The organism is Bradyrhizobium sp. IC4060 (assembly GCF_020193715.1).
Taxonomy (GTDB): domain Bacteria; phylum Pseudomonadota; class Alphaproteobacteria; order Rhizobiales; family Xanthobacteraceae; genus Bradyrhizobium; species Bradyrhizobium yuanmingense.
The window spans coordinates 1-13,122 of sequence record NZ_JADYVJ010000035.1; the positions used below are offsets into that span (position 1 = coordinate 1).

The window sequence follows — 13,122 nt, forward strand, 5'->3', positions numbered from 1 at the left end:
CAACTTCGGCCTGCTCCTGCGGTGGCTCGCAGAACTCTTGCGTGCCATTATCCGGGCGTTCACCGAAACTGTCCCTGCCCAAAAGATCGCTTAAATCAGCGCTCTCCCGCCTTCTTCACGGACGACTACATAGTTTTCACGGCCGGCCCGGTGATCCCCTGAAGCGGCGAGCTTGCACGCAAGCCCCGGCTGTTTATATCAACAATGCCCTGAGTTTCTGAATAGCTGCAGCCTCAGGTGCTCGAGCAGACAAAGGGTAACGCCGCAAGGCGCCTCATCTTTACGAATGCGCTTCCGCAACAGCCTGCATTGGCGCCGATAAGATCGACGTCTTGTGACCGCCGATGTTGTCGGGCGAGCGGCCGCTCGTGTCCCTGCTCCGGCTCGACCATTTCGTCAGGCGCGGGCGATTGACCAGAAGCGCTTCGGGAATCGAGCAAAACGGGCTCATGGGCCTCGGCACGCCTCAAGGCTCCTCGGCGGACCTCTTCCAAGTTGGGTTGTGCCGGCCATCTTTGCCCAGTATCGGCGGTCATTCAGATATCGCTCCCTGGTAGTCCTGCTCCGATATCAACAACGTACGAGAGCAGCATACGGAAACGGGCTTTGCAGAATACGTGTATGACGGACGGCCGCTCCAGCAAGCGTCAGTGTTTGTGATTCGTGGCATCGCGCAGTCCTCTCAACACAAAGTGTGACGAGGTTTTGTGAGTTCCGCCTCGGAAAGCATCGACGTACCAATAATTTGATCCCTGGCCAATTGCTCGATCTCGGTATCGGAGAGCCCGAGAAGCCCTGATAGGATTTCCACGTTATGTTGTCCGAGGGTCGGCGCCGCGGTACGGATCGGATAGGGGGTCGCGTTCTCACGAATTGGCATCGACGGCTGCGGGTGCAATCCCAGAAAGGCGCGGTTCACTTCCTGCAGAAATGAGCGCGAGCCGAGATGCGGGTCCTTGAGCATATCAATTGGCAGGCGGGCTGTACCCGCCGCAACCCTTACCGCCTGCAACTCAAACATGGCCTGATCCGCATCGCGGGCGGCGGTCCAGATCTCGATGCTTCTCTCGATATCATCCTGGATCGCGCGGCGGGCTTCGGGTGACTTCAGAGACGGGTCCTTGGCCCAGTCCGGTCGGCCGATAAGGGTGGCAAGCCTCTGCCACATGGCGACGTCCGTCGCCGCTACTATGATCCAGTTGTCCTCACCCGCACATCGGAAACAGCCGTGTGGAACGTGCTGTGGATGCCGATTTCCGTACTTGGCCGGCGGCATACCATTGATCGAGTGAACCGTGACCCACGGGGCTACGAACGGCATCATGCATTCGATTTGAGCCAGATCAATGAATTGGCCTTGCCCGGTCTTGCGGGCGTGAATCAACGCGACCAGAACTGCAGCGCAGCCATTCAACCCGCCAACAGGATCGCCAAAAGCGATGTGGCTCATGACCGGCAGTCCACCGGCGCTTCCGATCACGCCAGGAAGTCCCGAGCCCTGCTCAAGAGTCGAACCGTACGCCCGGCACTCGCGATGGACGCTGTTCGTGCCAAAAGCCGACATCGACATCATCACCAGCCGAGGGTTGAGGGTCTTGAGCACCTCGTAGCCAAGTCCCAGCTTCGGCAGCACGTTGACTGAATAATTGGCGACGGCAATATCGGCTCGTTCCAACAACCGCTTGGCAAGGGCAAGGCCCTCCGGACGCTTCAGATCGAGCGTCATGCCGCGCTTGTTGCGGTTCATAATGCAGAAGCACGGCGCCTTCTCGTACATCTGATCTTCGAGGTAGCCAGGTGGCCTATCAACGCCACGCCACCAATCCGGATATTGAATTGCCTCGATTTTGATGACATCCGCACCAAGATCAGCCAGTGTGCGCGTACATAATGGTCCTGCCCAACCCATCGTGAAGTCCACCACGCGGACCCCTTGCAAAGGGAGCGGGTACGAATCGGTGCACCCCCGCGATGATCGCGGAAGGCTCGGCTCGGCTGGTCGTAAATCACTACGACGCTGTTGTTCGCCCACCTCCGGAACCTGTCCTCCCGGACGTGGCGGTGTCAACGTAAGGCGCTGCGTCGAGCCCACGGTCCTTCCCACCTCTTCGCCAAGGCGAACGCGCACGACTGCACCGCTGGCTATCTTTTCGGCATCATGGAGCAAATCCGATACTTGGGGCACTGGAACGATTGGAAGTTTGCGTTTCAGTCCTTCTGCAAACCACTCTTGGGCTGTCCGCATCTTCAGCCTCGAGACAAACTGTCGATCGATATGATCCATGTGCTGCAGACGACCTTCGTTAGAGGCAAGATCTGAACGATCTCGCAGCTCAAAGAGGCCAAGCATTTCGCAGAATTCGCGCCACTGTTTTGGAGTTACCGTTGAAACGCCGAGCCAGCCTTCTTTCGTCTCATAAATGCCGACCGGGAAGTTCGGCCAGAAGCGATTAACGCCGATCCGACGCATCACATCCCCGCGGGCAAATGCCTCGAACATCAGATACTCGGTCGGAGCCAGGAGCGCTTCGAAAATGTTGAGTGACCACGACCGAGCCCCCCCACCCTGCATTCGCGCAACCGCCGAAGAAGCTGCCGCGATGAAGCCCCATAGACCGGCTAGGATACCCGCCTGAAAATCCGGGGCGTGCGACGGCGGGCCTTCGGGCGCTCCGACCAGCTTTACGAGACCGGCTAGTGCGCGCACCGTAGAATCAGTCGCGGCAAATCTCGCATACGGCCCGTCAGCGCCGAACCAGCTGGCTTGGAGATAAATCAAGCCGAAGTGTCGTTGCCGGATGTCTGCAATATCAATGGCCGGGCAGTCAGCGGCATCAACACCGCGTCCATCGATCAGAATGTCGCACTCTTCAATCAATGCCGTCAGCCGTCTGATCGCATCTGGGGCAGTGGGATCAATGATAATGCTGGACTTGTTGAAATTCAGGAATGCGAACCATGCGCTGTGCCCACCAGGCGTAAGCGGCGCGCTTTGACGAAGTGGATCACCTGCCGGCGGCTCGACCTTTTGAACATCGGCGCCGAAATCGGCGAACAACCGCGCGCAATAGCTGGTCCCGGCCGAGCTACCAATTTCGACGACCCGCAGATCGGATAAGACTTCCATCAAGAACTCTATTTTCCGGAATGGTGACGCTTCGAACGTGATTGGCCGCAGCTTACCAAGACCGCGGCGTCCCCCTATTGTCTACTGATGTGAGGGTGAACCTCTGGCCGACGCCAGACATAAACGACTACCGCTACATGTGAATCAATCACGTTCCCGATCCTGAGCAGGCTGTCACTGCGTCGCGTCTTTGGCCGATGGATCTAAGTCACCTTTCTTCCAGTAGATACGTTTGCTCTTTAATCAGCCATGAGCCCCATCTCGTCAGACCGCACTGCCGACTCGACATTTTACAATCCCATGCATACTCAATGGTTTGCAAAATGACTAAACCATTGACTTCGCCGCGCGGACAGCTACCAAATCAGATAGAGATGAGGTCCGCAGCAAGCGCTTGGTAATCGCGCCAGCTACATCGCTTCAAAAGCCGATGCCACAATCCGTCTTCCCGCCCCTTTCTCTTTACGTGTCTCAGGGCGTTGGGGAGGCGCGATTCTGCCGGTGATCTATGGCGCACACGGTTCATCGTCGCGTGTAGCCACGGTTCGCGTTCGCAAGCACACTTACGCTCCTGACACATATGAAGGCGCTGGACGGCATCGCGTTCGGTATAGCTACTTCGCCACACAACGAGCACGGCCGCGCTTCAATTGGCGGTTCACTCTCAAACAGAGCCGTTCTCAACAGCCGGACTCTCGCGGCCAAACGCTTGACGACGAGGTCTGTCAACGGTGATCAATGTCTGCTCACGCAGCCGACCAAGGTCACTCGCGAGCGTGAAGTGAAGACGGTCATCTTTCACAGGCGCTTGGTTTCGTAGGTGTTTGGGTCGTTCGGCACAAGCCCGCATAAGTATAGATCGGGCGTCGAATGAAGCCTCGTGCCGGTGTGAGATCGAACTCCGCCTCCGAAATCGAAGAGCTTATTCGACGATGGACTGCCGCTGCTGGAAACGCCCTGACAGACGTCATAAACGGCAAGCGATTCAATAGTCGAACTCGCCAACCCTGAAAGTTTCGATTGGATGCTTTCGTCGGTGCCTGCCAATCCGACAGCTCGTGAACATCATCGAGGTCATCAGCGACCTCCGAGGAGACTGCCCTGACTGTTCGATGGGCTCCCCCTCTCCACGTTAACGTCGGCCGCCACTGCCTGATTATCGCGCTGGACGATTCGTCCGCGCCGAACTCGCCGTGCCGGCGCGCTCCGAGGAGGGCGAGATCATGGCGCTTACCCATCGCGACCATCCAACCTATGGCGCATAGTTTCATCCCGAATCTATTCTGACCCAACCAGGGGAAGGAATCCTCAGAAACTTCCTTCGACTAAGTATGCACTTCGGCGCGAGAGAATCGTAGACTAGGCCGGAGGCTACCAAGGCTGGCGCAACCGGTTAGTGCGCATCAAAGCTTGGGCGATACGATTTTACAGAAGCCACTATGAAGCGATGAACTTCCTGAACCCGCCTCACGTCGTGAGTATCGGGATGCGAGGTGAGCCAGTAGCTTCGAACGAACCGCACATCAGGGAGCAGACGCTGAAGCTCCGGATAGCGGCGGGCAGCATAGTCGTGTAGTATGCCAACGCCATGGCCGCTTCTCACCGCTTCCATTTGGGCGACCACGCTGCCACACTCGTAGCGGCGCGACATCAGCCGACCGAGTGCCGAGGCGTAGTCCAGCGCCCTGCTGTAAGCGAAATCCTCAACATGCGTGACGAACAACCGGCCCGTCAGATCTGACTGTTTCTTGATTTGGCCTTCGCGCACAAGATAGCTGTTAGCGGCATAAACGCTCAGCGTGTAATCGGTCAATTTCGACAAGATCAATCGCCCCTGTTTCGGCCGATCGAGAGTTATTGCAATGTCAGCTTCTCGGCGGGACAACGAAAAGGTGCGTGGAAGCGGCACCAATTGAATGATCAGACTGGGATGTCTGGCCGCGAGTGCCCCGAGCTGATCTGCCAGAAAGTAGTTGCCCAATCCATCCGGCGCCCCTACGCGCACAGTGCCAGTGATCGCTTCAGCGGCGCTTCCGATGCTGGCGCCCACCTTGAGCAACTCGCTCTCGGCGCGTTCCGCCGCCACGACGAGGGCGTCTCCGGCCGCGGTCAACACGCAGCCAGAAGTATGGCGCTCAAGCAGCTTAACGTTGAGGCTCCTTTCCAACGCCGTGACCTGGCGAGCAACTGTCGCATGGTTCAGCCGCAAATGCTTTGCCGCTTTCAAGAATTGCCCGGCACGCGCGACTTCAAGAAAGATCCGAACGCTTTCCCAATCCATCGACTACACTTCCTGCACAACGGAGTCGCGAATTTGGCCGTTGATGCGCAAATGTATGCATCCATTATGAGACCCGATCAAGCGATTTACTGGGAGCGCTGCGGTGTCGGCAACCATTCGGAACTTCATCAATGGCGAACTGGTGCAAGGACGGAGCGGCAGGACTTCGCCGGTTTTCAATCCTGCAACTGGCCAACAATCCGCGACGCTCGGTTTGGCCTCGGCAGATGACGTGAGAACTGCTGTAGGTGCCGCGCGTGCCGCCTTCCCCGCCTGGGCCGCTACGCCTCCCCTCCGACGAGCCCGGATCCTCAATCGGTTCCTGCGCATTTTGGAAGAGCGGACTGACGAACTCGCCCACGCCATCACAGCCGAACACGGCAAGGTGGTTTCAGATGCCAAGGGTGAAGTTCAACGAGGAATGGAAGTAGTGGAGTTCGCCACGAGCGCACCGCAGCTCTTGAAGGGTGAAATTACGGAGAACGTGGGTACGCGGGTTGACAGCCATTCGCTGCGGCAGCCTTTGGGTGTTGTGGCGGGCATCACGCCATTCAACTTTCCGGCCATGGTCCCGATGTGGATGTTTCCCGTCGCGCTCGCCTGCGGCAACGCCTTCATTCTCAAACCATCCGAGCGCGATCCGTCTGCTTCGCTGATCATGGCGAAATGGCTCGACGAAGCAGGCCTGCCTCGTGGCGTCTTCAACGTCGTGCAGGGTGACAAGGAAGCGGTTGATGCGCTTCTTACCCATCCGGATGTTGCAGCCGTGAGTTTCGTGGGTTCGACGCCAATTGCCCGCTACATTTACGAGACCGCGACCCGGCACGGCAAGCGTTGCCAGGCGCTCGGCGGTGCCAAGAACCATATGATTGTTATGCCGGACGCCGACATGGATCAGGCTGTCGATGCGCTAATGGGCGCCGCTTATGGCTCGGCCGGCGAGCGTTGCATGGCCATCTCGGTCGCTGTCCCGATCGGCGAGACGACTGCCCAGCGGCTGATCCAAAAGCTGGCCCCGAAGGTGCGCGCGTTGAACATCGGGCCCGGCACCGATCCCGATGCCAAGATGGGGCCTTTGGTGACCAAGCAGCATCTCGAGAAAGTTCGCGCCTATATAGATGCGGGTGTTGCCGAGGGAGCGGAGCTCGTGGTCGACGGGCGCGACTTTAAGCGTCAGGGTTATGAAGGCGGCTATTTCATTGGGGGCACGCTGTTCGACCGCGTGACGACCGACATGAAAATCTACCGGGAAGAGATCTTCGGTCCGGTTCTAGCGGTCGCTCGCGCAAACTCGTATGATGATGCAGCGGACATGATCAACCAGCACGAATTTGGCAATGGCACCGCGATATTCACCAGGGACGGCGATGCTGCCCGAGAATTCGCACATCAAATTCAGGTCGGCATGGTCGGCATCAATGTACCAATTCCGGTCCCGATGGCATTTCATTCGTTCGGCGGCTGGAAGGCTTCTTTGTTCGGCGACCACCACATGCATGGACCGGAAGGCATTCGATTTTACACCAAGTTGAAGACAATCACGACCAGGTGGCCGACTGGTATTCGGGCTGGAGCCGAATTCGTGATGCCGACGATGGGATAGCCCTTTCGGTCCTTAACAATTGGCTTGGCACCGACGGCCGCGCGCATTTCGAGCGGTCGCCGCTGCAGCGCTCGAATGCAGCGGACATCGCCGGATCACGCTGCTGTCCCGAATGGACCTTGATGGGACTTCCGGGGCGCACGGGCTCCAAGCGTCGGATCGGGGCTCACTTGCACGAGCATCTTGCCGAAATTTTCGCCGCGTAGCATTTCGGCGAAAGCGCTCGGGATGGTCTCCAATCCCTGGCGGATGTCCTCGCGGTACTTGACCTTACCCGCCTTCACCAGGGGCGCGATGTAGGCCAACATCTCGTCGTGCTGCGCGGCGAACTCGCTGACTGAGAGATTCCTGACCCTCACGTTCAGCGCCTTGAACACCGGCTCCCCCCTCTTCATCAGGGCTGCGCGTCCGTCGACGCCTCCGTCATCATCACCGTAATGGGCGATGAGGCCGCAGATGGTCATGCGCGCGCCCTGATTGAACAGCGGAAGCGCTGCCTCGAACACCTTGCCGCCCACATTCTCGAAATAGACGTCGATACCGGCCTGGCAAACGGCGGCGAGATCGGCTGACAGAGTTGGTGAAAGATGGGAGACGCAGGCATCGAACCCCAGATCATCAGTCACGAACTTGCATTTGGCATCGCGCCCAGCGATCCCGATGATCCGCGCGCCCCGCTGCTTGGCGAGCTGCCCCGCGATCTGTCCGACGCCCCCTGAAGCCGCCGAGACCACCACTGTCTCGCTCGGCTGAGGCGAGGCCATCAAATTCATGCCGGCGTAGGCGGTCAGCCCCAGCATTCCAAGCACGCCCACGGCCTGCGAGATGCGCCCGATGGACGGATCGAGCTTGCGCGGGACCATGTAGCCCGGGCGCCAGACCCCCTCACCCATGAGCGCATATTCGGTCCAACCGTTGGTGTTGAAAACGAAATCGCCGGCCGCAAATCCGTCCATGCGGCTCTCAATGATCTGCGAGACGGTGCGCGCATGGCAGGGCGCGCCTTCTGGCCCAGTGCGCTCCCGCTGGTAGTACAATTGATATGGGTCAACGGACACATAGATGGTCCGCGTCAGCGCCTGTCCCAAGGCGGGCACCGGGACTGCCCCCTCCTTCAGGACGAACGTGTCCTGCTGCGGCCATCCCGTCACCGGCTTGTCCGCCAAGGTCCAGTATCTATTTCTCACGACGTTACTCCCTTGTGGGCACCGCCCTGATGCTTGAGTGTCAAGTCCGTCATCAATCGGTTGCGGCGATAGCCCCCCGGTCGTGGAAGCGGGGCCTTCTACCGTCGCTAACACATCGCTTCTAGCGCTCCAGTTCTCGGGTCCCTGATCAAGTCTCCGGACGACCGAGCAGGCCAAATGGGCGCAGGCCGAACTCTCACAAACGTTGGAGCGCACCTGGATTCGGCTCGAACACGCTTCATCACATCGTACGCACTGAGCTCGAGTCTTTTAACTCACCGCAATCTTATCGAGTTCGATCTCCGCGGTCCGCGACTAGCCACACGCCCTTCATTGCTCCACAGACACGTGTTCTCACGAAGCCTGATACAATTTCCGGTTATAATCGACGGCGACGCGCGTTATTCCAGCGCGAATCCCCCTAGCATCGTGTTGAGTTGTTTGCGCGAGGCGCAGCGGCGAGATTGTTAGTAAGGCGCAATGGGCTATGCTGGCCTGTTTGTGTCTCACCGTCCAGACATTTGAGGCCTTGCTATTGCATTTGCACCCACTCAAACCCGCATTGGATATGGTACACGAATGCTCGGGCTCATGGCAGCCACACCCGAGACGATCAGTTCGAGGCGTGTTTTTTATATGTCGCCAAAGCGCCCTCGAACAGCGGGCCTTGATGGAGCTGATCGTCAGTTCGCGCCGACAGATGTAATCGTTTTTCGTTTTTTCTTGTCTTCCGCCGGTTCGTTGAGCCTGACGACGGCTATCTCGAGATATTTGCTTGCCCACATGATGTCGTTTGCCAACGCATGCCGTGCGCCTGCACCATCTCCAGCAGCCAGGCTCGCGAGGATTGCTCGGTGGGGATGATCCTTCGCGGTTGCGGATGCACTGAAATCATTCAGCGTGAGAAGCGGACCCATCTGAACCCACAGGCTTTCGATCAACCCGCAGACCACGGGCAAGTCTGACGATCTGTAGATCCTGAAGTGAAATTCTTCGTTGATCGCAAGAACGGTCTGCACGTCGCGCTGCCGTCTTGCGAGCATCAGCTGCTCCTGCATCTTCTCCAGCGCGACGATGTCGCTCGCTGAGATTTTGTTCGCCGCAGCTTCTGCCGCACGCCCTTCCAACTCAATTCGAATGTCTCGAATTTCTCTGAACCGGGCCACGCTCAAGACTGGGACCATCATCGTGCGCGACTGATGCGGAACAAGGCCGCGCTCGGAAGCAAGCCGCAGAAGCGCCTCCCTCACGGGAGTGACACTAACTCCAAGCTCTTCCGCCAATGGTTTGAGAAGAAGCCGCTGGCCCGGCCGGAACCGGCCAGCAATGAGAGCTTTGCGAAGCATCAGATATGCCCTCGTGTGTAAGTTGTCACGTCCGACGTGCGGCCAATCGATTTCAGTGGACATGGGGAGTGCGGATGAGGAAGCAGAGCGGTCGGCGTCTTGAGATCCCGGTTTTCTCATTTTCTGTTCGTTCCCGTCTCGACCGGCGCCCTTCTGATAGGGCTGCTCCTCACAGGCAAGTCCGTGTATCACAGCGGTGGGGAGCCACAAAAGATTAAAGGGGCCGCGTGGCCCCTTTAGGACATGTCTGGCCAAGGGAATACCGGCCTAGCTTCCGGAGGGCGGGCTCCAGGGCAAGGGAGCCAGCGCCTCAAACTCAGTCACCACGTCGATGACGGCGGGCTTACCGGACCGGCGCGCATCATCGAAGGCCTTTGCCAAGTCACCGGGCTTCTCGACCCGCACGCCGAAGCAGTCGAAATCGCGCGCGATTTGCGCGAAATCCGTGTCTCGATAGGCAAAGATCTCCTCTTTGTTACCCTTCCTTCCTTCGTAGGCAATGTCGATGTTTCTCCTGCCCTGTCCAAGGCAATGATTGTTGTTCACGATCGTGATTACGTTAAGGCCATACCGCCGGGCCGTTTCCAGTTCGGGGAGATGATACATAAAACCACCATCGCCGGTTAAGCAGACGACGGGACGGTCTGGCATCGCACACTGAACGCCGAGTGAAGCAGGAAAAGCCCAGCCCAACGACCCTGCGGCTCGCAGGTATCCCTGGGCCGGGTCGGTTAAATAGACGAGCGTGCCGCTCCAGTGCGATGCGTATCCGGTATCGGCCACCAGCATTGCGTTCTTCGGAAGCCAGTCCGAGATCTCCCGGCATAGACGCTCCGGCCTGATCGGCGTCGCCTCAGAGGAACGCGCGATCTCCGCTTCCGCGCGCCATTCGGCGACGTAATCAGCGACCTTTCGCTGCCAGCTTGCTCGCGCACGGGACGGCAGTTCCAAGGCAAGGCGATCGAGAGCCGCTTTCGGGTCACCGTGTACACCAATCGCTTCGGGGAAGTTGCGGCCAAGCTCCGCCGGATCGATGTCGATCTGTACAATTTGCGCCTCGGGCCTTGGCAGCTTCCAGTGGTTCGTGATCATGTCGCCCGTGTCGCTGCCGACGAACATGACAAGATCCGCATCATGCAGGATCTTGTTTGCACAGCTCCGCGAGTAGGTCCCGGCTACGCCACCGTTTTGCGGATGAAACTCCGGAAGAGCGTGTTTTGCATCGAGCGACATCACAACTGGAATTCCGTGGCGTTCGACGAATGCCTTAAGGGCGTCTTCGGCGCCCGACATCATCAAGCCGGCGCCCGCAAGGATCGCAGGGCGCTCTGAAGCCGCGATTGCGGCCGCAGCACGGCTGACCGATTCCGCATCCGGAGAAGGACGGAAAGCTGGCACCTTTGCGAAGGTCTCTTCGGGAAAGATGCTAGTTGTGAATTCGGCGGCGCCAACGATGTCGCCCGTATAGCCGGTGATGTCGAGATGGACAGGGCGGGAGGCACCGGTTGTCGCCTCTCTGAATGCTTGACGAAGGAGATGGGGCAATTGCGCCACCTCATCGACTCGACCTCTGAACTTCGTGACGGAGGCGTAAAGCGGCTCGTGTGGAAGCTCCTGATACGCGTTTCGGTACTGATAGTTGGCCGCATGGCGACCCGTCAACGCGACGACTGGCGCGTACGCAAACCACGATTCCTGGAGAGCCGCGGCAAGATTGGCCGCTCCCACTGACTGCGCCATGCAAACGGCAGGGCGTCGCAGCGCGCGCGCATAGCCATCCGCCATATACGCAATTCCCTTTTCGGAATGCCCAAGAATTCTTTTGATGCCGAGGTCCTCCATCTCGGTGAGCGCGCGCCGCAGAACAGCATCCATGAAGAAGACGTGAGAGATACCCTTTGCCTTGATGGTCTCGGCAATGAAGCGCCCTCCAGTCATGCGGCGCGCCGGTTGGAGGGCGGGGCTAGCTTCCGGCAACTTAGACTTGTTCATCTTACTCTATCTCTTTGTCGGTTTGGCGCGATGGAAACAGGCTCAAAGCGGCACTGGGCCTGTTCCGTGGCGACCTATCCAGGCGCGTCATCTCGCGTTGCGCGAGCTTTTTATATGATATAAAAAGTGACGTCAATGTGCGTTCAGCGCTCGCGTTGGCGCTGACGCGTGACTGCTCGCTCATCAGAGAAGCCAACAAAGGAGAGACCATGATCCGCTACGAACTGTCGGGGAAAAGAGCGCTCGTGACCGGTGCCGCTTCAGGCATCGGCTTGGCGACCTTGACGCGGTTGGCAGAGTCGGGGTGCAGTGTTGCGCTGAACCACCTTCCCGACGATCCACGGGGGCCTGAGGAGGTGAGCAAGCTCCGCGCGGACGGTTACGACGTCTTCAGCGTACCGGGCGCTATCGGTGATGGAAAAGAGGCAGAACTCGTAAACGCTGCCGTTGACAAGATGGGAGGGCTCGACCTCCTCGTTAACAATGCTGGGACACCGGGAGCACGGAAGTCCATTTCGTCGTCCGACCTCGACCTTATCACTGACGAGCTGTGGTCGGCAGTGTTGGACACGAACCTCATCGGGCTCTTCCGATGCACGCGCGCGGCTGCCCCCTCGTTGCGGCAATCGAGAGGCGCGATCGTAAGTTTGGCCTCAGTGTCAGCCCTGACCTCGAGAGGGTCTAGTTTGGCCTATGCGGCGAGCAAGGCCGGTATCATTGCGATCACGCGTCATCTTGCGCAAGGTCTCGCACCGGAGATCCGGATTAACGCGGTGGCGCCGGGCGCGGTTGACAGCACCTGGCAGATCGAGTGGACGGAAGCGCAGCGGCAAAACTCGATCGAGCGAACTCCCTTGCGGCGCAGATGTGTTCCCGAGGACATCGCCGAAACGATCGTCTATCTTGGCTTCGCAGCGCCCATGATCACGGGGCAGACGATCGTCATCGATGGCGGCCTGACGCTGTAGCTGCGGCGCGACTCGATCCTGACGTTTTCAAACTCGTGGAATATCGTTTTACCTGGATCGGTTCGAATGAGCTAGCAGCCTCCGGTGCTGAAAGAGGCGCCTGAAGTCGGATGGTGGCACCTAGATGCTGCCGCGCAAAAAGGCTGGCGAGTTGACTGCAAAGTCGCGCGAAGCGCGGCTTTGCCGTTGCTTTGACCTAGTCTGCAGAGAAGTCCTCTTCTAGCGCGTTCTTACGACACAGCTACTCATGTTTGGAAGATGAATTGAGCGGCCGAGGGTTTGTTCGACGATATCGAAGTTGTCGATGAGCGTGCGCATCTTGATGAGGCGGGCGGCCTGGAACTGCGCGAACTGGTCGAGGCGTAACGCAATTTGCGCTTCGGAAGCGCGCGAGATAAGCGAGCAGCGTACAATGGAGGCCGCGGAATCCAAGCCAAGTATGGTCATCTCGCGGTCGAAACGCTGCACCTGAACAATGCCGGCGATATTGCGTCGTCCGTGAAGAATACGGGTCGGTCTGAGAAGTAAGCAGAATTGGTCTTGATGTAGTATTCGATTTTGCAGGAAAGTGGGGTGCTGGACCTCGTTTTCCTGCGTTTTGGGATTTTGCTTTTGGGC

The 13,122-nt window shown here is 58.6% G+C and carries 7 protein-coding genes and 2 pseudogenes; 3 read left to right on the plus strand and 6 right to left on the minus strand.

The features are described 5' to 3' along the window. Positions 1 to 682: 682 nt before the first annotated feature. Positions 683 to 3,127, minus strand: coding sequence for a CoA transferase (locus I6F16_RS36970; RefSeq protein ID WP_225174710.1), 2,445 nt, complete (start codon positions 3,125 to 3,127; stop codon positions 683 to 685). Positions 3,128 to 4,267: 1,140 nt separating this feature from the next. Here I6F16_RS36970 and I6F16_RS36975 point away from each other — a divergent pair. After that, positions 4,268 to 4,485: pseudogene (locus tag I6F16_RS36975) on the plus strand (aminodeoxychorismate/anthranilate synthase component II); the annotation flags it as partial. A gap of 35 nt (positions 4,486 to 4,520) precedes the next feature. On the opposite strand, the gene I6F16_RS36980 reads toward I6F16_RS36975, so the two are convergent. Then, positions 4,521 to 5,408, minus strand: a complete 888-nt coding sequence (locus I6F16_RS36980; RefSeq protein WP_225174711.1) for a LysR family transcriptional regulator — start codon at positions 5,406 to 5,408, stop codon at positions 4,521 to 4,523. Positions 5,409 to 5,511: 103 nt separating this feature from the next. On the opposite strand from I6F16_RS36980, the gene I6F16_RS36985 reads away from it, so the two are divergent. After that, on the plus strand, positions 5,512 to 7,011 hold the full coding sequence (locus tag I6F16_RS36985; protein WP_225174712.1) for a CoA-acylating methylmalonate-semialdehyde dehydrogenase: 1,500 nt from the start codon (positions 5,512 to 5,514) through the stop codon (positions 7,009 to 7,011). A gap of 95 nt (positions 7,012 to 7,106) precedes the next feature. Here I6F16_RS36985 and I6F16_RS36990 read toward each other — a convergent pair whose 3' ends face one another. The 3 genes from I6F16_RS36990 to I6F16_RS37000 form a co-directional block, all read right to left on the minus strand. Next, entirely contained in the window at positions 7,107 to 8,177 is a 1,071-nt protein-coding gene (locus I6F16_RS36990; RefSeq protein ID WP_249785754.1) for an NADP-dependent oxidoreductase, read from the minus strand. 704 nt (positions 8,178 to 8,881) lie between these two features. Continuing rightward, complete coding sequence (locus I6F16_RS36995; protein ID WP_346656630.1) at positions 8,882 to 9,664, minus strand: GntR family transcriptional regulator; 783 nt, start codon at positions 9,662 to 9,664, stop codon at positions 8,882 to 8,884. 147 nt (positions 9,665 to 9,811) lie between these two features. Further along, positions 9,812 to 11,536 (minus strand): thiamine pyrophosphate-binding protein, encoded by a 1,725-nt coding sequence (locus tag I6F16_RS37000; protein WP_225174714.1) that lies wholly within the window; start codon positions 11,534 to 11,536, stop codon positions 9,812 to 9,814. A gap of 209 nt (positions 11,537 to 11,745) precedes the next feature. On the opposite strand from I6F16_RS37000, the gene I6F16_RS37005 reads away from it, so the two are divergent. After that, positions 11,746 to 12,504, plus strand: a complete 759-nt coding sequence (locus tag I6F16_RS37005) for an SDR family oxidoreductase (protein WP_225174715.1) — start codon at positions 11,746 to 11,748, stop codon at positions 12,502 to 12,504. Positions 12,505 to 12,723: 219 nt separating this feature from the next. On the opposite strand, the pseudogene I6F16_RS37010 reads toward I6F16_RS37005, so the two are convergent. Then, a pseudogene (locus I6F16_RS37010) lies at positions 12,724 to 13,122 on the minus strand (hypothetical protein); the annotation flags it as partial.